The following is a 20,880-nucleotide window of genomic DNA, read 5'->3' on the forward strand; positions in this document are numbered from 1 at the left end:
GACACCCGGTACCCGCCTCGTGCCAGACTGTTTCGGTGTTGCGCTGGCTGACTGCAGGTGAATCTCATGGTCCGGCGCTCGTCGCGCTGCTCGAGGGCGTTCCCGCCGGGGTCGAGGTGACGAGCGAGGACATCATGCGTGACCTCGTGCGCCGTCGTCTCGGCTACGGGCGTGGCGCCCGGATGAAGTTCGAGCAGGACGAGCTCGAGCTGATCGGTGGCATCCGGCACGGGGTGACCCAGGGTTCACCGGTCGCCATCCGGGTCGGCAACACCGAGTGGCCCAAGTGGCAGACCGTGATGGCCGCCGACCCGGTCGACCCGGCCGAGCTGGCCGCCCAGGCGCGCAACGCCCCGCTGACCCGCCCTCGCCCCGGTCACGCCGACCTGGCCGGCATGCAGAAGTACGGGCACACCGACGCCCGCCCGATCCTGGAGCGCGCCAGCGCCCGGGAGACCGCGGCCCGCGTCGCCGTCGGCGTCGTCGCCAAGCAGCTGATCAAGCAGGCGCTCGGCATCGACATCGTCTCGCACGTGATCGAGCTCGGCTCGGTCGCCGCCAAGCCCGGCCTGATCCCCACCCCGGACGACTTCGACCGGATCGACGCCGACCCGCTGCGCTGCCTCGACCCGGAGGCCAGCGCCCGGATGGTGGCCGAGGTCGACGCCGCCAAGCAGGACGCGGACACTCTCGGCGGCATCGTCGAGGTGCTGGCCTACAACGTCCCGCCGGGCCTCGGCTCGCACGTGCAGTGGGACCGCAAGCTGGACGCCCGGCTCGCCACCGCCCTGATGTCGATCCAGTCGGTCAAGGGTGTGGAGATCGGTGACGGGTTCACCCAGGCCCGCTCCCGCGGCTCGGTCGCGCACGACGAGATCATCGGGACGCCGGACGGCGTCAAGCGGATCACCGACCGGGCCGGTGGCCTGGAGGGTGGCATCACCAACGGCGAGCCGCTGCGGGTCCGGGCCGCGCTCAAGCCGATCTCCTCGCTGAACCGGGCTCTCCAGACGATCGACGTCACCACCGGCGAGGCGGCCACCGCGATCAACCAGCGGTCCGACGTCTGCGCGGTCCCGGCCGGCGCGGTGGTCGCCGAGGCGATGGTCGCGCTGGTGCTGGCCGAGGCGGCGACGGAGAAGTTCGGCGGCGACTCGGTCGCGGAGATCCGGCGCAACCTGCAGTCGTACCTCGACAATCTGATCATCCACTGATGGCCCCGGTCGCCGTCTTTGTCGGGGTGATGGGCGCCGGCAAGAGCACCGTCGGCGCGGCGGTCGCGGCCGAGCTGGGCGTGCCGTTCGCCGACACCGACACGATCATCGAGGAGCGGGCCGGCAAGCCGATCCCGGAGATCTTCGTCGACGACGGCGAGGACGCGTTCCGTGCCCTGGAGCGCGAGGTCGTGGCGGAGTCCCTGGCGACGTTCGGCGGCGTTCTCGCGCTCGGCGGGGGTGCGATCCTCGACGAGGGGACGCGGAAGCTCCTCGCCCCCCACATCGTGGTCTACCTGTCCGTCGAGCTGACCGACGCGGTCAAGCGGGTCGGGCTCGGCGCCGGCCGGCCGCTGCTGGCGCTGAACCCGCGCGCCACCCTGAAGCACCTGCTGGAGCAGCGCCGGCCGCTCTACCTGGAGGTGGCCACCCACACGGTCACCACCGACGGCCGCACCGAGCCCGAGATCACCGCCGAAGTGGTCGATCTGCTCCGACCCCGATAAGCGTGTTGAGTTCGGGCGCGTATGACGACCGAACTCAACACGCGGGGTCAGACGGTGCGCTGGGCGGTGGCCTTCGGCTTCTCCAGGGCGACCAGTTCGGAGACGGTGGCGAAGCGGTAACCGCGGGCCTTCAGCCCGGCGAACATGGCGTCGAGGCCGCGCAGCGACACCAGCCGGTGGTCCTTGCCGACGTCGTGGGCCAGGATGATCGAGCCGGGCCTGACGTTGTCGACGATGTCGCGGACCTGACCGTCCGGGTCGTTCTGGAAGTGCAGCTCACGCATCAGGTGCGACCACAGCACGATGTCGTAGCCGAAGGTGTCGGCGGCGAGCACCGTGGACCCGCCGAGGTGACCGTAGGGCGGGCGGAGCAGCGTCGTCTCCCGGCCGAACACCTTCGTGATCATGTCGTGGGTGCGGGACAGCTCCCGCTCCACACCGGCCCGGTCCAGAGTGGCCAGGTCGTCGTGCGACCACGAGTGGTTGGCGATCTCGTGCCGGCCCATCCGGTTGCGGACCAGGTCGGCGTGCTTCTCCAGGTTGCTGCCGACCATGAAGAAGGTGGCCGGCACGCCGGCCGCGTCGAGCGCGTCGAGCACCATCGGCGTCCAGTTCGGCGCGGGTCCGTCGTCGAAGGTGAACGCCACCACCGGCTCGTCGGTCTCGACGAAGTAGCGCACGTTCAGGTTCGCGGCCTTCAGCGCCTCGGGGGCGTCAGCCGCGGCCGCGTAGCCGCCGCTCACCGGTGGGCGGTCCCAGCCGAGCAGCTTGGGCACGCCGGCGACGCCGGTGGCGCCCAGCGCCGCGCCACCCGCGGTGAACAGTGCCGCTCGGAGCGCGGCACGGCGGTTCATGGTCATATAGATGATCTCCCCCGTGTTGCGGCCGTGAGAGTAGCGACCCGGCGCAACATGACCTTCGGCCGGGCCGTGGGCTCCCTCGGGGCAGGACGGTGACTCTCCCGGTGCGCCCTGGTTGCCGGAGCCGGCGTTTCGTCTGGTGGACCCCGCCGCGCCCGGCGGAGTTCCGCGGGCCGGGCCTAATAGGGTGGGGCCGTGGTGACGCGGATTGCGGTGACGGGCGACCGTCCATATGACGTGGTCGTGGGCCGAGGGCTGGCGGGCGAGCTGCCCGCGATGATCGAGGGCGCGGCCCGGGCGGCGGTGCTGTACCCGCCGCCGCTGCGGGAACGCGCCGAGGCCGTGGCGCAGGCGGCCGGCGTCGGGACGGTGGTGCCGATCGAGGTGCCGGACGCCGAGCGCGGCAAGTCGATCGAGGTCGCGGCCCGGTGCTGGGACGCCCTCGGCGAGGCCGGGTTCACCCGTACCGACGTGGTGGTGGGTGTCGGGGGTGGCGCCACCACCGACCTGGCGGGTTATGTCGCCGCCGCCTGGCTGCGCGGGGTCCGCTGGGTTCCGGTCGCCACGTCGGTCGCCGGCATGGTCGACGCGGCCGTCGGCGGCAAGACCGCGGTGAACATCGCCGCCGGCAAGAACCTGGTCGGCGCCTTCCACCCGCCGGCCGGCGTGATCTGCGACCTGGACGCCCTGGACACGCTGCCGCCCGCGGACATCGCGGCCGGCCTGGCCGAGGTGGTCAAGGGCGGGTTCATCGCCGACCCGCGGATCCTGGAGCTGGTCGAGGCGGACCCGGCGGCGGCCCTGGACCCGCGCAGCGACGTGCTGCGCGAGCTGGTCGAGCGCAAGATCCGGGTGAAGGCCGACGTGGTCGGGGTGGACCTCAAGGAGTCCGGGCTGCGGGAGATCCTCAACTACGGGCACACGCTGGGTCACGCGATCGAGCGACACGAGAAGTACACCTGGCGGCACGGCGACGCGATCGCGGTGGGCCTGATCTTCGCGGCCGAGCTGGGGCGGCTGACCGGACGGCTGGACGACGCGACGGCGGCGCGGCACCGGACGGTCCTGGAGTCGCTGGGGCTGCCCACGGCGTACCGGGAAGACGCTTTCGACGACCTGCTGCCCGCCATGCGCGTCGACAAGAAGGCGCGGGCGGCCACCTTGCGGTTCGTGGTCCTGGACGGGCTGGCGAAGCCGGGCATCCTGACCGGGCCGGACGAGGACCTGCTGCGTACGGCCTATGCGGCGGTGGCCCGATGATCTACGTGCTGAACGGGCCGAACCTGGGCCGGCTGGGCCTGCGGGAGCCCGGCGTGTACGGCTCCGCCACGTACCAGGATCTGGTCGACCTGTGCCAGAACGTCGCCGACGACCTGGGCGTGAGCGTGCAGGTGCGGCAGACGAACGCCGAGCACGAGATGCTGGAGTGGCTCTACCAGGCCGCGGACGAGGGCGCCGACGTGGTGCTCAACCCGGGGGCCTGGACGCACTACAACTACGCGGTACGCGACGCGTGCGCGATGCTGCGCGGCAAGCTGGTCGAGGTGCACATCTCGAACGTGCACACGCGCGAGGAGTTCCGGCACCATTCGGTGATATCCGCCATCGCCACCGGGGTGATCGCGGGCCTGGGATTCGACGGATATCGCCTGGCTCTGGAGCACATCGCCCGGTAGGCCCGATTCGCTCCGGGGACGTCCGCGTCGGTAGAGTGGTTCGGTCACCGATTCGTACAAGATCAAGGCAGGACATGGCTTCCACCAACGACCTGAAGAACGGCCTGGTGCTCAACCTCGACGGCGAGCTGTGGAGCGTCGTGGAGTTCCAGCACGTCAAGCCGGGCAAGGGTCCGGCCTTCGTGCGGACCACGCTGAAGCACGTGCTCTCCGGCAAGGTGGTGGACAAGACCTTCAACGCCGGCACCAAGGTCGAGACCGCGACCGTTGACAAGCGCACGATGCAGTACCTGTACCAGGACGGGGACGACTACGTCTTCATGGACCTGGACACCTACGACCAGATCCACGTGGCCGGCGGCACTGTCGGTGAGAACGCCAACTACCTGCTGCCCGAGGCCGAGGCCACGGTCGCGCTGCACGAGGGCGTGCCGCTCTACATCGAGCTGCCGACCAGCGTGTTCCTCGAGGTCACCTACACCGAGCCCGGCCTGCAGGGTGACCGTTCCACCGGCGGCACCAAGCCGGCCACCGTGGAGACCGGCGCCACCGTCAACGTCCCGCTCTTCATCACCACCGGTGAGAAGATCAAGGTCGACACCCGCGACGGCCGCTACCTCGGCCGCAGCTGATGGCGGAAGGTCCCAAGAAGGAACGGCTCGCGCGCCGCAAGGCGCGCAAGCGCGCGCTGGACGTCCTGTTCGAGGCCGACCTGCGTGATCTGCCGCCGGGCCAGGTGCTGCTCACCTACCTGGACCGGATCGCCCGCCCGCACCCTGAGCACCTCGAATACTCGAAGACGCTCATCGACGGGGTCGCGGAGCACCTGGACCGCATCGACGAGCTGATCGCCAGCTACGCCGAGGGCTGGACCATCGACCGGATGCCGGCCGTGGACCGCAACCTGGCCCGGATCGCCGTCTACGAGCTGCTCTACGAGGCGGACGTGGACGACCCGGTGGCGATCACCGAGGCGGTCGAGCTGGCGAAGGAGATGTCGACCGACGACAGCCCGCGTTTCCTCAACGGGCTGCTGGACCGGATAGCGGCGTTCGCCACGCGTTGAGCTTCTGTGCGAAACGGCCCGGACGATTCCCGTCCGGGCCGTTTCGCATATGCGCTGGTGTACGCGAAAGCCCGCGCCGGGGGGACGCGGGCTTTACGGGGGGCACTACGGGGTGTTGCTGATCTGTTAAGCGTTCTTCAGCTGGCGAAGAAGGCGCGCGGGTCGGCCACCAGGACGCCCTGCTCGGTCAGGCGCTCGATGAGACCGGACGGCGAGATGTCGTAGACGATGGCGAGGGCGCGCAGATCGTCGGCGCGGATGGAGAGGACGCGGCCGTTGTAGTCGCCGCGCTGCTGCTGGATCGCTCGGGCGTACCGCGCCACGTAGGCGAGGTCCTCGCCGGTGGTGTCGTACAGTTTCTCGAGGTCAAGCACGATCTTGTTGGTGGCTTCGAGCCGGATGCCACTGCCGTCGGGCAGCAGTTCCGAGACGGGCACACGGTAGAAGTCGGCCAGTTCGGCCAGGCGCGACACGGTGACCGCACGGTCGCCCCGCTCGTACGAGCCCACCACGACCGCCTTCCAGCGGCCGTTGGACTTCTCTTCGACCCCCTGCAGGGACAGGCCCTGCTGCTGGCGGATGGAGCGCAGGCGAGCGCCCAGCGACTTCGCGTACTCAGACGGCATATGGACACTCCCGGTACTGTGCTGGCCCGTGAGGGTTCCTTTCCTCACGGATCGCTACGCTGCGTGACGGTACGGAGTTTGCGACCGCCGGTCAAGTGTTGGTTACCGATGAGTCGCGCTGGCCCGCCCCAAAGTCACCGGCTGTATCCCTACACGAGGTGATTTGTCCGGTCTGCTCTAGTCAGACACGTCACCATGAGGCACGCGGCGTCCGCTGGTAACGTAGCGTCAGCCGATGGGTCCGCGTGCGCGCGACCCGTACCAGACATCCTTTAACGACCCGTCCCGTGAGGCGGGGAAGGAGGTCCGCCGTGGCGCAGCCACGCGCAGACGCGCCCAGCAAGATCATCTTGGCGGGGTCCGACCTGCACCGGGTCGTCGACCGCATCGCCCACCAGATCCTGGAGAAGACCTCCGGCGCGACCGGCACCGTTCTTCTCGGCATCCCCACCCGCGGCGTCCCGCTGGCCCACCGGCTCGCGGCCCGCATCCACGCCTTCGAGGGCGTCGAGGTCCCGGTGGGCTCCCTGGACATCACGCTCTACCGCGACGACCTGCGCCTCAAGGCCACCCGCGCGCTCGGCAAGACCGAGCTGCCGCCCGGGGGCATCGACGGCCTGCGGGTGATCCTGGTCGACGACGTGCTGTTCTCCGGCCGCTCGGTCCGCGCCGCCCTGGATGCCCTGAAGGATCTCGGCCGGCCCAGCTCGGTGCAGCTCGCGGTCCTGGTCGATCGCGGTCACCGGCAGTTGCCGATCCGCGCCGACTACGTCGGCAAGAACATCCCGACCGCGCTCAGCGAGAGCGTCAAGGTGACGCTCACCGAGATCGACGGCGCCGACGAGGTCAAACTGATCGGAGGCCTCACGTGATCAAGCACCTGCGCTCCGCCGCCGACCTGGACGCGGCCACCGCCACGCTGATCCTGGACACCGCCGCCGAGATGGCCGCGCTCTCCGGCCGCGAGGTGAAGAAGCTGCCCGCGCTGCGCGGCCGCACCGTGGTCAACCTCTTCTACGAGGACTCGACCCGGACCCGGATCTCCTTCGAGGCGGCCGCCAAGCGGCTCTCCGCCGACGTCATCAACTTCTCCGCCAAGGGCTCCAGCGTGTCGAAGGGCGAGAGCCTCAAGGACACCGCGCTGACCCTGCAGGCGATGGGCGCCGACGCCGTGGTGATCCGGCACTCGGCCAGCGGCGCGCCGCACCGGCTGGCGAACTGGGTGGACGGCTCGGTGGTCAACGCCGGCGACGGCACCCACGAGCACCCGACGCAGGCGCTGCTGGACGCGTACACGATGCGGTCCCGGCTGGGCCGCCTGAACGGCCTCAAGGTCGCGATCGTGGGTGACGTGCTTCACAGCCGGGTCGCGCGGTCCAACGTTCTGCTGCTCACGACACTGGGCGCGGACGTGACGCTGGTGGGACCCCCCACACTGATACCCCTGGATGTGTCGGCGGCCCTCTCGAAGACCACCAAAGTGTCGTACGACCTCGATAGCGTTCTGCCTGACTCGGATGTCGTGATGATGCTGCGGGTGCAGACCGAGCGGATGCAGGATTCCTACTTCCCCTCCGCCCGGGAATACAGCCGCCGCTACGGACTCGACATGCCGCGCATGAGGAAGCTGCCCGAGCACGCCGTCGTCATGCACCCCGGTCCGATGAACCGGGGCATGGAGATCGCGCCCGAGGTGGCCGACTCGCCCCGCTCCACCATCGTCGAACAGGTCGCCAACGGCGTCAGCGTCCGGATGGCCGTCCTCTACCTGCTGCTGGGAGGCAAGTGATGGCGTACCTGCTCAAGGGCGTCTCGATCCTCGGCGCCGCGCCGACCGATCTGCTCATCAAGGACGGTGTGATCTCCGACGACTCGCCGGAGGGCGCCGAGGTGATCGAGGCGGCCGGCCTGGTCGCCCTGCCCGGCCTGGTGGACGTGCACACCCACCTGCGCGAGCCCGGCCGGGAGGACGCGGAGACCGTCGAGACCGGCTCCCGCGCCGCCGCCCTGGGCGGCTACACCGCGGTCTGCGCGATGGCCAACACCTCGCCGGTCGCCGACACCGCCGGCGTGGTCGAGCAGGTCTGGCGCCTGGGCCGGGAGGCCGGCCTGGTCGACGTGCAGCCGGTCGGCGCCGTCACGGTCGGCCTGGCCGGCAAGCAGATGGCCGAGCTCGGCGCGATGGCCTCCTCGGCGGCCGCCGTGCGGATCTTCTCCGACGACGGCTTCTGCGTGGCCGACCCCAAGCTGATGCGCCGCGCCCTGGAGTACGTGAAGGCGTTCGACGGCGTCATCGCCCAGCACGCCGAGGAGCCGCGGCTCACCGAGGGCGCGCAGATGCACGAGGGCGAGGTCAGCACCCGCCTCGGGCTCACCGGCTGGCCGGCGGTCGCCGAGGAGGCGATCATCGCCCGGGACGTGCTCCTCGCCGAGCACGTCGGCAGCCGCCTGCACGTCTGCCACGTCTCCACCGCCGGGTCGGTCGAGGTGCTGCGGCAGGCCAAGGCCCGCGGCGTCCGGGTGACCGCCGAGGTCACCCCGCACCACCTGCTGCTCACCGACGAGCGCGCGGAGGGTTACGACCCGGTCTTCAAGGTCAACCCCCCGTTGCGGACGCGCACCGACGTCGAAGCCCTCCGGCAGGCCCTGCTGGACGGGGTCATCGACGTGGTGGCCACCGACCACGCGCCGCACGCCGTGCAGGACAAGGAATGCGAGTGGTCGTACGCGCGGCCCGGCATGCTGGGCCTGGAGACCGCGCTGCCGATCGTGCTGAGCGTCTTCGGCCCGAAATGGGACCTGATCGCCGACCGGATGTCGATCGCGCCGGCCCGCATCGCCGGGCTGGACGGGCACGGCGGCGACCTCACCCAGGCCGGCACACCGGCCAACCTCACGCTGGTGGACCCGTCGGTCCAGCGGGTCGTCGACCCCGCCGCACTGGCGAGCATCAGCCGCAACACGCCGTACGCGGGCATGACCCTGCCCGGTCGCATCGTGGCGACCTTCCTGCGGGGCGAGGCGACGGTTCTGGACGGGAAGGCAGTTAAATGAGCAAGGCGATCCTCGTCCTGGAGGACGGGCGCACCTTTCAGGGACAGGCTTACGGCGCCGTCGGCGAGACGTTCGGTGAGGCCGTCTTCACCACCGGCATGACCGGTTACCAGGAGGTCCTCACCGACCCCTCGTTCCACAGGCAGGTCGTGGTGCAGACCGCGCCGCAGATCGGCAACACCGGCGTCAACGACGAGGACGACGAGTCCGACCGCATCTGGGTCTCCGGCTACGTGGTCCGCGACCCGGCGCGGCGCCCCTCCAACTGGCGCTCCACCGGCGACCTCGGCGAGCGCCTGGCGGCCGAGGGCGTCGTCGGCATCAGCGGCGTCGACACCCGCGCCCTGACCCGCCACCTGCGTTCCCGGGGCGCGATGCGCGTCGGCATCTCGTCGGTGGAGCTGGACCCGCAGGCTCTGCGGCAGCGGGTGCTGGACCAGCCGCAGATGCTCGGCGCGGACCTCTCCGCGCAGGTCACGACCGCCTCGTCGTACACCGTGCAGGCCGAGGGCGAACATCGCTACACGGTCGCCGCGCTGGACCTGGGCATCAAGCGCAACGTCTCGCGCCGGCTCGCCGAGCGCGGCGTGACCACGCACATCTTCCCGGCCTCCTCCTCGATCGAGGACCTGCTGGCGGTCAGCCCGGACGCGGTGTTCTTCTCGCCCGGCCCCGGCGACCCGGCCACCGCCGACGGCCCGGTCGCCCTGGCGCAGGAGGTGATGCGCCGTCAGGTGCCGCTGTTCGGCATCTGCTTCGGCAGCCAGATCCTCGGCCGCGCGCTCGGCTTCGGCACCTACAAGCTGGGGTACGGGCACCGCGGCATCAACCAGCCGGTCCTCGACAAGACCACCGGCAAGGTCGAGGTGACCAGCCACAACCACGGTTTCGCCGTGGACGCGCCGATCGGGCAGCGCATCGACACCGAGTTCGGTGGTGTCGAGGTGTCGCACGTCTGCCTGAACGACAACGTGGTGGAGGGTCTGCGGGGCCTCGAGGTCCCCGCCTTCACCGTCCAGTACCACCCCGAGGCCGCCGCCGGCCCGCACGACGCCGACTACCTGTTCGACCGGTTCGTCGAGCTCGTGGAAAAGAAGGGCTGACGACATGCCGAAACGTGAAGATCTCAAGCACGTCATGGTGATCGGGTCCGGCCCGATCGTCATCGGCCAGGCCTGCGAGTTCGACTACTCGGGCACCCAGGCCTGCCAGGTCCTGCGGTCCGAGGGCATCCGGGTCTCCCTGGTCAACTCGAACCCGGCCACGATCATGACCGACCCGGAGTTCGCCGACGCCACCTACGTCGAGCCGATCACCCCCGAGTTCGTCGAGCTGGTCATCGCCAAGGAACGCCCCGACGCGATCCTGCCGACCCTCGGCGGCCAGACCGCGCTGAACACCGCGATCGCCCTGCACGAGAGCGGCGTCCTGGAGAAGTACGGCGTCGAGCTGATCGGCGCCAACGTCGACGCCATCCGCAAGGGCGAGGACCGGCAGCTGTTCAAGGACATCGTCGCCAAGGCCGGCGGCGAGACCCCGCGCTCGCGGGTCTGCCACTCGATGGACGAGGTTCGCGCGACGGTCGCCGAGATCGGCCTGCCGGTCGTCATCCGCCCGTCGTTCACCATGGGCGGCCTGGGCTCCGGCATGGCGCACACGCCGGAGGACCTGGAGCAGATCGCCGGCGCCGGCCTGGCCGCCTCCCCGGTGCACGAGGTGCTCATCGAGGAGAGCGTGCTCGGCTGGAAGGAGTACGAGCTCGAGCTGATGCGGGACAAGCACGACAACGTCGTGGTCGTCTGCTCGATCGAGAACGTCGACCCGATGGGCGTGCACACCGGCGACAGCGTCACCGTGGCCCCGGCCATGACGCTCACCGACCGGGAGTACCAGAACCTGCGCGACCTGGGCATCGCCGTGCTCCGTGAGGTCGGCGTGGACACCGGCGGCTGCAACATCCAGTTCGCGATCAACCCGGACGACGGCCGGATGATCGTGATCGAGATGAACCCCCGGGTCTCCCGCTCGTCGGCGCTCGCCTCCAAGGCCACCGGCTTCCCGATCGCCAAGATCGCGGCGAAGCTGGCCATCGGCTACACCCTCGACGAGATCCCCAACGACATCACGCTGAAGACCCCGGCGGCCTTCGAGCCGGCCCTGGACTACGTGGTCGTCAAGATCCCGCGGTTCGCGTTCGAGAAGTTCCCGGGCGCGGACAAGGAGCTCACCACCACGATGAAGTCGGTCGGCGAGGCGATGAGCCTGGGCCGCAACTTCGCCGAGGCGCTGAACAAGGCCATGCGCTCGATGGAGACGAAGGCCGTCGGCTTCTGGACCGCCGCCGACCCGGACGAGTCCCTGGACGAGACCCTCGCCGCGCTGAAGGTGCCGCACGACGGCCGGCTCTACACCGTCGAGCGGGCGTTCCGCCTCGGCGCCACCGTCGAGCAGGTGCACGCGGCCTCCGGGCGGATCGACCCGTGGTTCCTCGACGAGATCAAGGCCCTGGTCGACCTGCGCGCCGAGATCCTGGCCGCGCCGGTCCTGGACGAGGAACTGCTGCGCCGGGCCAAGCGGTCCGGGCTCTCCGACCGGCAGCTCGCCGTGCTGCGGCCCGAGCTGGCCGGTGAGGACGGCGTCCGTGCGCTGCGGCACCGGATCGGCCTGCGCCCGGTCTACAAGACCGTGGACACCTGCGCCGCCGAGTTCGAGGCGAACACCCCGTACCACTACTCGTCGTACGACGAGGAGACCGAGGTGGCGCCCAGCGACCGGCCCAAGGTGATCATCCTGGGCTCCGGGCCGAACCGGATCGGCCAGGGCATCGAGTTCGACTACTCGTGCGTGCACGCCGTCCAGGCGCTCCGCTCCACTTCTGTTCCCGGGTCTTCCGGCGAAGCCGGCAAGGCAGGCTCAGGCTTCGAGACCGTCATGGTCAACTGCAACCCGGAGACGGTGTCCACCGACTACGACACCGCCGACCGGCTCTACTTCGAGCCGCTCACCTTCGAGGACGTCCTCGAGGTGTTCCACGCCGAGGACAGCTCCGGCAAGGCGGCCGGCGGCCCCGGCGTGATCGGCGTGATCGTGCAGCTCGGCGGCCAGACACCGCTCGGCCTGGCGAACCGGCTCAAGGAGGCCGGCGTCCCGATCGTCGGCACCAGCCCCGAGTCGATCGACCTGGCCGAGGACCGCGGCCTGTTCGGCGCGCTGCTCAACGACAACGGGCTGCGCTCCCCTGACCACGGCACCGCCACCAGCTTCAGCGAGGCCAAGGCGATCGCCGACACCATCGGATACCCGGTCCTGGTGCGCCCGTCCTACGTGCTGGGCGGCCGGGGCATGGAGATCGTCTACGACGAGCCGACCCTGCAGGGCTACATCGAGCGGGCCACCGAGATCTCGCCGGACCACCCGGTGCTGGTCGACCGGTTCCTCGACGACGCCATCGAGATCGACGTGGACGCGCTCTGCGACGCGACCGGCGAGGTCTACCTGGGCGGCGTCATGGAGCACATCGAGGAGGCCGGCATCCACTCCGGCGACTCGGCCTGCTCGCTGCCGCCGATCAACCTGGCCGCCTCGCACATCGCCGAGGTGCGCCGCTACACCGAGTCGCTGGCCCGCGGCATCGGCGTGCGCGGCCTGATGAACGTGCAGTACGCGCTGAAGGACGAGGCCCTCTACGTCCTGGAGGCCAACCCGCGCGCCTCGCGGACCGTGCCGTTCGTCTCCAAGGCGACAGCGGTGCCGCTGGCCAAGGCGGCCGCCCGGATCATGCTCGGCGCCACCATCGCCGAACTGCGGGCCGAGGGCATGCTGCTGCCCGAGGGCGACGGCGGCACCACGCCGGACGGCGCGCCGATCGCGATCAAGGAGGCGGTGCTGCCGTTCAAGCGGTTCCGCACCCTCTCCGGCAAGAACGTGGACAGCCTGCTCAGCCCGGAGATGAAGTCGACCGGCGAGGTGATGGGCATCGACGCCGGCTACGGCCAGGCGTTCGCCAAGTCGCAGGCCGCCGCCTATGGCTCGCTGCCGACCAGCGGCAAGGTCTTCGTCTCGGTCGCCAACCGGGACAAGCGGTCGATGATCTTCCCGGTGAAGCGGCTCGCCGACCTGGGCTTCGAGATCGTCACCACGGCCGGCACCGGCGAGGTGCTGCGGCGGTACGGCATCGCGTGCGAGATCGTCCCGAAGCACTACGAGGCTCCGGACCGGCGCAACGCGGTCGAGCTGATCCTGGCCGGCGAGATCTCGCTGATCATCAACACGCCGCAGGGCTCGGGCGCCGGCGCCCGCCGCGACGGCTACGAGATCCGCAGCGCCGCGGTCACCGCCGACGTGCCGAGCATCACCACGGTGCCGGGCGCGGCCGCCGCGGTGATGGGCATCGAGGCGCTCCGGGCCGGCGACATGACGGTCCGGCCGCTGCAGGAGCTGCACAAGCTGCTGCGGGGTCACGAGTGAGCCTGTTCACGAACGTCGCCCGGCCGGCTCTGTTCCGGCTGGGCGGCGGGGACGCCGAGCACGCCCACGAGTGGACGCTGCACCGGCTCGCCGCGCTGCCCGCGCCGGCCCTGGCCGCCATGCGCCGGTGGTACGCGTTCTCCAACCCGGTCGAGGTCTTCGGCGTCCGGTTCCCGAACCGGGTCGGCCTCGCCGCCGGCATGGACAAGAACGGGATCGCCCTGCCCGCGTGGCCCGCGCTCGGCTTCGGCTTCGTCGAGGTCGGCACGGTCACCGCCAAGCCGCAGCCGGGCAACGACAAGCCGCGGCTGTTCCGGGCCAAGGCGTCCGAGGGCATCATCAACCGGATGGGCTTCAACAACGCCGGCGCGGCCGCCCTGGCCGGCCGCCTGGCCGCGCTGGGCCCGCTGGACGTGCCGCTCGGCATCTCGCTCGGCAAGTCCAAGGTGACGCCGCTGGAGGACGCGGTCGAGGACTACCTGACGTCCTACCGGCTCCTGCACCCGTACGCGGACTACATCGCGGTCAACGTGTCCTCGCCGAACACGCCCGGCCTGCGCGCCCTGCAGGACAAGGACGCCATCGGCGCGCTGCTCAAGGCCCTGGCCGGGCCGGTGCCGGTGCTCGTCAAGATCGCGCCGGATCTGACCGAGCCGGCCATCGCCGAACTGCTCGAGGTCTGCCTGGAGCACGGCGCCGCCGGGATCATCGCGACCAACACCACCCTGTCGCGGGACGGTCTCGCCTCCGCCGACCAGCACCTCGCCGGGGAGGCCGGTGGGCTCTCCGGCGCGCCGCTGACCGTACGGGCCCGGGAGGTCGTCCGGTTCGTGCACACCGAGAGCGGCGGCCGGCTGCCGATCATCGGGGTGGGCGGGATCATGTCGGCCGACGACGCGTCCCGGATGCTCGACGCCGGGGCGGCGCTGCTGCAGCTCTACTCCGGTTTCATCTACCAGGGCCCGGACCTGGTCCTGGCGGTCGCCCGCGGCGCCCGCCCGTCGCGAGCCGCAGCCGCGCGATGACCGCGGCCGGGCGCGATGACGATCTCGCGCTCGATCCCCTGCCCGGGCTTCTCGGCCCGGGCAGGGCCGGCGCGGAAACCGGCGACGCCCCCGCGGGCGCGGACGCCATTTCCAGCACGCGAGCTGACTCCGCCTTCTCCGCCCCCGGTACCTCCGCCGCCTCTGGTGCGGCTTCCGCCCCTGGCGCCGCCTTCGGTCCGGGAGCAGGGAGGACGTTCGGTGCTGCCGTGACTTCCGGACCGGGGACAAGCGGCACGGCCGGTGAGGCTGACCTGCTGGCGCTGGACCGGGCGCACGTGTGGCATCCCTACGGGCCGATGCCCGGCCGCTCCGAGCCCCTCCTCGTGGAGAGCGCCGAGGGCGTGCGGCTGCGCCTGGCCGGCGGGCGGGAGCTGATCGACGGGATGTCGTCCTGGTGGGCGGCCGTCCACGGGTACCGGAACCCGGTCCTGGACGCGGCTCTGGCCGAGCAGGCCGGGCGGATGAGTCACGTGATGTTCGGCGGGCTCACCCATGAGCCGGCGATCCGGCTCGCGGCCGAGCTCGTGGAGGTCACGCCGGACGGCCTGGAGCACGTTTTCCTCTGTGACTCCGGCTCGGTCGGGGTCGAGGTGGCGATCAAGATGGCGCTGCAGGCACAGAAGGCACGGGGACGGCCCGGGCGGCGCCGCCTCGCGACGTGGCGCGGCGGGTATCACGGCGACACGTTCCATCCGATGAGCGTCTGTGACCCGGTCGGCGGCATGCACTCGCTCTGGACGGGGGTGCTGCCGGTGCAGGTCTTCGCCGGTCCGCCGCCCGCGGAGTGGAACGAACGTTACGCCCTCGAGCTGGTCTCCATGATCGAACGTCACTCGGACGAGATCGCGGCAGTGATCGTCGAGCCGGTGGTGCAGGGTGCGGGCGGGATGCGGTTCCACCATCCGGAGTACCTGCGGGTGCTCCGGGAGGTGACCGCCGCGCACGGGATCTTCCTGATCTTCGATGAGATCGCGACCGGGTTCGGCCGCACGGGACGCCTTTTCGGGGCTGATCACGCCGGGGTGAGCCCGGACATCATGTGTCTCGGCAAAGCGCTGACCGGGGGTTACCTGACCCTGGCAGCGACGCTGTGCACCCGCGAGGTCGCCACGGCGATCTCGGCGGGGGAGGGCGGCGGGCTGGCGCACGGCCCGACGTTCATGGGCAACCCCCTCGCCTGTGCGGTCGCCCTGGCCTCCCTGAAGCTCCTGCGAACCAGCGGGCGTGCGGGACACGGCGCTCGGGCAGGGGAGGGCGCGCACGACGGCCCGCCGGGCGGGAGCGGGTGGGCGACGAACGTACCGAGAATCGAAACCGCTCTCCGGAGCGGCCTGGAACCGCTCCGCGGACGCCGTGGGGTCGCCGACGTGCGGGTCCTGGGCGCCATCGGCGTCGTGCAGCTGGACCACCCGGTGGACATGGCGGCGGCGACCGCGGCGGCGGTGGCCGAGGGCGTCTGGCTGCGGCCGTTCCGGGACCTGATCTACACCATGCCGCCGTTCGTCACCGACGACGCGGATCTTGCCCGCATTACCGCGGGAATCACCGCCGCGGTGGCGGCTGGCTGACACGAGAGAAGGAATTGTTCATGGAGACCTTCGGCGAACGACTCCACAAGGCGGTTGCGGAGCGTGGCCCCCTGTGCGTCGGCATCGATCCGCACGCATCTCTTCTGGAGCGGTGGGGTCTCTCCGACGACATCACCGGCCTGGAACGCTTCGCCCGTACGGTGGTCGACGCGCTGGCCGATCGGGTGGCTGTCCTGAAGCCACAGTCCGCATTTTTTGAGAGATTTGGCTCACGTGGCGTCGCTGTTCTTGAGTCAACTATCCGACAGTCCCGAGAGGCCGGTGCTCTTGTCCTTCTGGACGTGAAGCGGGGCGACATCGGCTCGACGATGGCCGCGTACGCCGACGCGTATCTGAATCCGGTGAGTACTCTCTGTTCTGACGCGATTACTGTAAGTCCCTATCTCGGAGTCGGATCTTTGCAGCCGGCGTTCGACCTGGCGGCCGCTCACGGCGGTGGCGTCTTCGTCCTGGCGCTCACCTCGAACCCCGAGGGCCCGGCCGTCCAGCACGCTGTCACGCCCGCCGGCAAAACCGTCGCGCAAACCGTGATCGATGAGATTTCCCAGGTCAACGCGGGTGCGCGGCCGCTCGGCAGCCTCGGCCTGGTGGTCGGCGCGACGATCGGCGAGACCGGCCACGACCTCTCCGCGGTCAACGGCCCGCTGCTCGCGCCGGGCCTCGGAGCGCAGGGCGGAAGGCCCGATGACCTGCGCGCGGTCTTCGGCGAAAGCCTGCACAACGTGTTGCCGTCGTACTCACGCGAGGTTCTCGCCGCGGGCCCGGAGATCGCCGATCTGCGGGCCGCCGCGGACCGCGTTCTGGCCGGCGTGCGCGCCGCGCTCGGGTGAAACGGCCTGCTTACCAGCCTGCCGGAGAGCCGGGACCGGGGTACCCCCACGTTGCCGAAAGCCGATTTGACCGCTAGTTTTCCCGGCGCTGGGAACCACATGCCCCTTTGGTCACCCGGCACACCACGTTTCACGACAAGCGCCGGTATGAACTACCGCCGCTCTGGGACCTGAGGAGAACTGGTGCCGCTCCCGTCACTGAGCCCCGAACAGCGCCAAGCTGCGCTCGAGAAGGCCGCGGAAGTTCGCAAGGCTCGGGCTGAGCTGAAGGAACAGCTCAAGTCCGGCAAGACCACCCTCGCCGCCGTGCTCGAGCGCGCGGAAGGCGACGAGGTCGTCGGCAAGCTGAAGGTCTCGGCCGTGCTTCAGGCGCTGCCGGGCATCGGCAAGATCCGTGCGACCCAGATCATGGAGAAGCTGAAGATCGCCGAGAGCCGCCGGCTCCGGGGTCTCGGCGACCAGCAGCGCAAGGCCCTCCTGGGGGAGTTCGCTGCGAACTGACTCATCGGCTCGTGTAGGAATGAGCCGTGAGCATGGATGACGACGCGCAGCCGGCAGCCCGCCTCACTGTTCTTTCCGGCCCCTCAGGGGTCGGGAAGGACAGTGTGATCGAGCTGATCCGGCTGCGCTCGCCGTGGATCAAACTCTCGGTGTCGGTGACAACCCGCAAGAAGCGCGACTACGAGACCGACGGCGAGCACTATCACTTCGCAACCAGGGCCGAGTTCCAGCGACTGATCGACGGTAATCAGCTGCTGGAGTGGGCCGAATTCGCGGGCAACCTCTACGGCACACCCCGCGCGCAGGTCGAGGGCTGGCTCCAGGAGGGCCGGCCCGTTCTCTTGAAGATCGACCTGCAGGGCGCCCGCCAGGTGCGGGCCGCCATGCCGGACGCCCAGCTGGTCTTCCTCGCCCCACCGAGCGTCGAGGAGCTGCAGCGCCGCCTGATCGGCCGGGGCACCGACGACGAGGAGACGATCAAGCGCCGCCTCGCCCATGCCGACGAGGAGCTGGCCGCCGAGTCGGAATTCGATGTCACCGTGGTGAACGACTTCGTCGAACGTGCTGCTGACGAGCTGGTAGGATTGCTCGGTTCGTTATACCTGGCACACGAGCATTAAGGATTTACCACGTGGGAACCATCGCGAACCCCGAAGGCATCACCAACCCGCCCATCGACGAGCTGCTCGACAAGACCTCGTCGAAGTACTCGCTGGTGATCTTCGCGGCTAAGCGCGCCCGCCAGGTCAACGCTTACTACAGCCAGCTCGGCGAGGGCCTCCTGGAGTATGTCGGCCCCCTGGTGGAGACCACTCCGCAGGAGAAGCCGCTCTCCATCGCGATGCGGGAGATCAACGCCGGCCTGCTGACCGCCGAGGCGACTGACAACCCGTGATCTGAACTTCCGCTCATTGATCCCGCGTCCCGCATGATGGGCGCGGGATCAATTGTTATCCGAGGCCGTTGAAGTGCCGATGGGGGAGTTGTGACCGAGATCGTGCTGGGCGTGGGCGGGGGGATCGCCGCCTACAAGGCGTGCGAGCTGCTGCGCCTGTTCACCGAGTCGGGGCACGGCGTCCGGGTGGTCCCCACCGCGTCGGCGCTCAAGTTCGTCGGTGAGCCGACCTGGGCGGCCCTCTCCGGGCGTCCGGTCGCCACCGGCGTCTGGGACGACGTGCACGAGGTGCCGCACGTGCGGATCGGCCGCGCCGCCGAGCTGGTCGTGGTCGCGCCGGCCACCGCCGACCTGCTGGCCAAGGCGGCCCACGGGATCGCCGACGACCTGCTCACCAACACGCTGCTCACGGCCACCTGCCCGATCGTGTACGCGCCGGCCATGCACACCGAGATGTGGGAGAACCCGGCGACCCGGGCGAACGTGGCGACGCTGCGGGAGCGTGGGGCGATCGTGATCGAGCCCGCCGTCGGGCGGCTGACCGGGAAGGACACCGGCAAGGGGCGGCTCCCCGACCCCTCGGCGATCTTCGAGATCGCGGTGCGCGTACACCGCAGGGGTGTTGATCTCGATCTCGCCGGCCGGCACGTCGTGGTGACCGCCGGCGGCACCCGCGAGCCGCTCGACCCGGTCCGGTTCCTGGGCAACCGTTCCTCCGGCAAGCAGGGGTACGCCTTGGCCAAAGCGGCTGCCGCACGCGGCGCACGGGTGACACTCGTCGCGGCGAACGTGTCGCTGCCGGACCCCGCAGGAGTGGATCTCGTCCGCGTCGGCACCACCGAGGAACTGCGCAAGGCCACCGTGGAGGCGGCCGCCTCGGCGGACGTCGTGGTGATGGCCGCGGCGCCTGCCGACTTCCGGCCCGCTACGGTCGCCGAGCAGAAGATCAAGAAAACTGACGGGGGTACGCCCGACGCGATCCACCTGGTCACGAACCCGGACATCGCGGCCGAACTGGGCGCGGCCAAGCGTCCCGGTCAGATCCTCGTCGCTTTCGCCGCGGAGACTCACGACGCGCTGGAGAACGCACGTGGCAAGCTGGTCCGTAAGCGTGCCGACCTGATCGTCGTGAATGAGGTCGGGGTCGACCGGGTCTTCGGGCAGGATCGCAACACCGTCACACTGCTGGGGGCGGACGGCTTCACCGCCACTCACGGGGAACTACCCAAAGACGATGTGGCCGATATGATTTTCGATCAAGTGGCCGCCCGCCTGGAAGCCCAGGTCCTCCACGCTCAGCGACCCTGACTACACTTCCGCGTTACGTTGTAATTCGACAAATCTGAGGAGCACCGTGGCACGCCGCCTGTTCACCTCCGAGTCGGTCACGGAAGGCCACCCGGACAAGATCGCTGACCAGATCAGCGACGGGATTCTCGACGCCCTGCTCGCGCAGGACCCCCGCAGCCGGGTCGCGGTGGAGACGCTGATCACCACCGGACAGGTGCACGTGGCGGGTGAGGTCACCACGCAGGCGTACGCCGACATCCCCAGCATCGTCCGCGACACCATCCTGCGCATCGGCTACGACTCGTCGAAGAAGGGTTTCGACGGCGCGTCCTGCGGCGTGAGCGTGTCCATCGGCTCGCAGTCGCCCGACATCGCGCAGGGTGTCGACACCGCCATCGAGGAGCGCGAGGGCGAGGCCGGCGACAAGCTGGACAGCCAGGGCGCCGGCGACCAGGGCATGATGTTCGGTTTCGCCTGCTCGGAGACGCCGGAGCTGATGCCGCTGCCGATCGCGCTCGCCCACCGGCTGGCCCGGCGGCTGTCCACCGCGCGCAAGGACGGCACGATCCCGTACCTGCGCCCGGACGGCAAGACCCAGGTCACCATCGAGTACGACGGCCTGCGCCCGGTCCGCCTCGACACGGTCGTCGTGTCGTCGCAGCACGCCGCGGACATCTCGCTCGAGTCGCTGCTGACCCCGGACGTGCGTGAGCACGTGATCGGCCCGGAGCTGGAGGGGCTCGGCCTGGACACCGAGGGTTACCGGCTGCTGGTGAACCCGACGGGCCGGTTCGAGATCGGTGGCCCGATGGGTGACGCGGGCCTGACCGGCCGCAAGATCATTGTTGACACGTACGGTGGTTACGCGCGGCACGGTGGTGGGGCGTTCTCCGGCAAGGACCCGTCGAAGGTGGACCGGTCGGCGGCGTACGCCACCCGCTGGGTCGCCAAGAACGTCGTCGCCGCCGGCCTGGCCGAGCGGTGCGAGATCCAGGTCGCCTATGCGATCGGCAAGGCGCACCCGGTGAGCCTGTTCGTGGAGACGTTCGGCACCGAGAACGTGCCGGTCGAGCGGATCGAGAAGGCCATCAACGAGGTGTTCGACCTGCGCCCGGCCGCGATCATCCGGGACCTGGACCTGCTGCGCCCGATCTACCAGCAGACCGCGGCGTACGGCCACTTCGGCCGGGAGCTGCCGGACCTCAAGTGGGAGAGCACCGACCGCGCCCAGGACCTGAAGAACGCCGCGTCCTGATCGCT

The 20,880-nt window shown here is 70.2% G+C and carries 21 protein-coding genes; 19 read left to right on the forward strand and 2 right to left on the reverse strand.

Features of this window, described 5'->3' with window-relative positions; genetic code table 11:
* The first annotated feature begins 35 nt into the window (after positions 1-35).
* Both aroC and ACZ3II_RS25045 read left to right on the forward strand, forming a co-directional pair.
* Complete coding sequence (aroC, locus tag ACZ3II_RS25040; protein WP_465520146.1) at positions 36-1,214, forward strand: chorismate synthase; 1,179 nt, start codon at positions 36-38, stop codon at positions 1,212-1,214.
* Positions 1,214-1,720, forward strand: coding sequence for a shikimate kinase (locus tag ACZ3II_RS25045; protein WP_465520147.1), 507 nt, complete (start codon positions 1,214-1,216; stop codon positions 1,718-1,720). The genes aroC and ACZ3II_RS25045 overlap by 1 nt, the downstream gene beginning before the upstream one ends.
* Positions 1,721-1,767: 47 nt before the next feature.
* On the opposite strand, the gene ACZ3II_RS25050 is transcribed toward ACZ3II_RS25045, so the two are convergent.
* Entirely contained in the window at positions 1,768-2,580 is an 813-nt protein-coding gene (locus tag ACZ3II_RS25050) for a polysaccharide deacetylase family protein (RefSeq protein WP_465520148.1), read from the reverse strand.
* A gap of 195 nt (positions 2,581-2,775) precedes the next feature.
* Here ACZ3II_RS25050 and aroB point away from each other — a divergent pair, with 195 nt between their 5' ends.
* The 4 genes from aroB (at position 2,776) to nusB (ending at position 5,322) form a co-directional block, all read left to right on the forward strand.
* Entirely contained in the window at positions 2,776-3,840 is a 1,065-nt protein-coding gene (aroB, locus tag ACZ3II_RS25055) for a 3-dehydroquinate synthase (protein WP_465520149.1), read from the forward strand.
* The gene (gene aroQ, locus ACZ3II_RS25060; RefSeq protein WP_465520150.1) at positions 3,837-4,256 is read left to right on the forward strand and encodes a type II 3-dehydroquinate dehydratase; all 420 of its coding nucleotides are present in this window, start codon (positions 3,837-3,839) and stop codon (positions 4,254-4,256) included. The genes aroB and aroQ overlap by 4 nt, the downstream gene beginning before the upstream one ends.
* 74 nt (positions 4,257-4,330) lie before the next feature.
* A complete protein-coding gene (gene efp, locus ACZ3II_RS25065; RefSeq protein ID WP_465520151.1) occupies positions 4,331-4,888 on the forward strand; it encodes an elongation factor P in 558 nt (185 codons plus the stop codon).
* A complete protein-coding gene (gene nusB / locus ACZ3II_RS25070; RefSeq protein ID WP_465520152.1) occupies positions 4,888-5,322 on the forward strand; it encodes a transcription antitermination factor NusB in 435 nt (144 codons plus the stop codon). The genes efp and nusB overlap by 1 nt, the downstream gene beginning before the upstream one ends.
* 137 nt (positions 5,323-5,459) lie before the next feature.
* Here the strand turns inward: nusB and bldD are convergent, their stop codons facing one another.
* Complete coding sequence (bldD, locus tag ACZ3II_RS25075) at positions 5,460-5,948, reverse strand: transcriptional regulator BldD (protein WP_014446326.1); 489 nt, start codon at positions 5,946-5,948, stop codon at positions 5,460-5,462.
* Positions 5,949-6,235: 287 nt separating this feature from the next.
* Between bldD and pyrR the strand changes: the two genes are divergently transcribed.
* The 13 genes from pyrR to metK all read left to right on the forward strand — a co-directional run bounded on the left by pyrR (position 6,236) and on the right by metK (position 20,875).
* Positions 6,236-6,820: a bifunctional pyr operon transcriptional regulator/uracil phosphoribosyltransferase PyrR gene (gene pyrR, locus ACZ3II_RS25080; RefSeq protein ID WP_465520153.1), complete on the forward strand. Its 585-nt coding sequence runs from the start codon at positions 6,236-6,238 to the stop codon at positions 6,818-6,820.
* Complete coding sequence (locus tag ACZ3II_RS25085) at positions 6,817-7,737, forward strand: aspartate carbamoyltransferase catalytic subunit (protein ID WP_465520154.1); 921 nt, start codon at positions 6,817-6,819, stop codon at positions 7,735-7,737. The genes pyrR and ACZ3II_RS25085 overlap by 4 nt, the downstream gene beginning before the upstream one ends.
* Positions 7,734-9,002, forward strand: a complete 1,269-nt coding sequence (locus ACZ3II_RS25090; protein WP_465520155.1) for a dihydroorotase — start codon at positions 7,734-7,736, stop codon at positions 9,000-9,002. The genes ACZ3II_RS25085 and ACZ3II_RS25090 overlap by 4 nt, the downstream gene beginning before the upstream one ends.
* The gene (gene carA / locus ACZ3II_RS25095) at positions 8,999-10,105 is read left to right on the forward strand and encodes a glutamine-hydrolyzing carbamoyl-phosphate synthase small subunit (RefSeq protein WP_465520156.1); all 1,107 of its coding nucleotides are present in this window, start codon (positions 8,999-9,001) and stop codon (positions 10,103-10,105) included. Before ACZ3II_RS25090 ends, carA begins: the two co-directional genes overlap by 4 nt.
* Before the next feature lie 4 nt (positions 10,106-10,109).
* The gene (gene carB, locus ACZ3II_RS25100) at positions 10,110-13,469 is read left to right on the forward strand and encodes a carbamoyl-phosphate synthase large subunit (RefSeq protein WP_465520157.1); all 3,360 of its coding nucleotides are present in this window, start codon (positions 10,110-10,112) and stop codon (positions 13,467-13,469) included.
* A complete protein-coding gene (locus ACZ3II_RS25105; RefSeq protein ID WP_465520158.1) occupies positions 13,466-14,494 on the forward strand; it encodes a quinone-dependent dihydroorotate dehydrogenase in 1,029 nt (342 codons plus the stop codon). The genes carB and ACZ3II_RS25105 overlap by 4 nt, the downstream gene beginning before the upstream one ends.
* A gap of 227 nt (positions 14,495-14,721) precedes the next feature.
* The gene (gene bioA / locus ACZ3II_RS25110) at positions 14,722-16,083 is read left to right on the forward strand and encodes an adenosylmethionine--8-amino-7-oxononanoate transaminase (RefSeq protein ID WP_465520159.1); all 1,362 of its coding nucleotides are present in this window, start codon (positions 14,722-14,724) and stop codon (positions 16,081-16,083) included.
* 20 nt (positions 16,084-16,103) lie between these two features.
* On the forward strand, positions 16,104-16,934 hold the full coding sequence (gene pyrF / locus ACZ3II_RS25115) for an orotidine-5'-phosphate decarboxylase (protein WP_465520160.1): 831 nt from the start codon (positions 16,104-16,106) through the stop codon (positions 16,932-16,934).
* Positions 16,935-17,117: 183 nt separating this feature from the next.
* Positions 17,118-17,435, forward strand: coding sequence for an integration host factor, actinobacterial type (mihF, locus tag ACZ3II_RS25120; protein WP_043528493.1), 318 nt, complete (start codon positions 17,118-17,120; stop codon positions 17,433-17,435).
* Between the two features lie 32 nt (positions 17,436-17,467).
* Positions 17,468-18,055, forward strand: coding sequence for a guanylate kinase (gmk, locus tag ACZ3II_RS25125; protein ID WP_465520272.1), 588 nt, complete (start codon positions 17,468-17,470; stop codon positions 18,053-18,055).
* Positions 18,056-18,066: 11 nt separating this feature from the next.
* Positions 18,067-18,330 (forward strand): DNA-directed RNA polymerase subunit omega, encoded by a 264-nt coding sequence (gene rpoZ, locus ACZ3II_RS25130; protein ID WP_015623990.1) that lies wholly within the window; start codon positions 18,067-18,069, stop codon positions 18,328-18,330.
* A 90-nt stretch (positions 18,331-18,420) separates the two neighbouring features.
* The gene (gene coaBC, locus ACZ3II_RS25135; protein WP_465520161.1) at positions 18,421-19,638 is read left to right on the forward strand and encodes a bifunctional phosphopantothenoylcysteine decarboxylase/phosphopantothenate--cysteine ligase CoaBC; all 1,218 of its coding nucleotides are present in this window, start codon (positions 18,421-18,423) and stop codon (positions 19,636-19,638) included.
* Positions 19,639-19,684: 46 nt separating this feature from the next.
* The gene (gene metK / locus ACZ3II_RS25140; RefSeq protein ID WP_465520162.1) at positions 19,685-20,875 is read left to right on the forward strand and encodes a methionine adenosyltransferase; all 1,191 of its coding nucleotides are present in this window, start codon (positions 19,685-19,687) and stop codon (positions 20,873-20,875) included.
* Positions 20,876-20,880: the final 5 nt, after the last annotated feature.

Source organism: Actinoplanes sp. NPDC019969 (assembly GCF_055562375.1).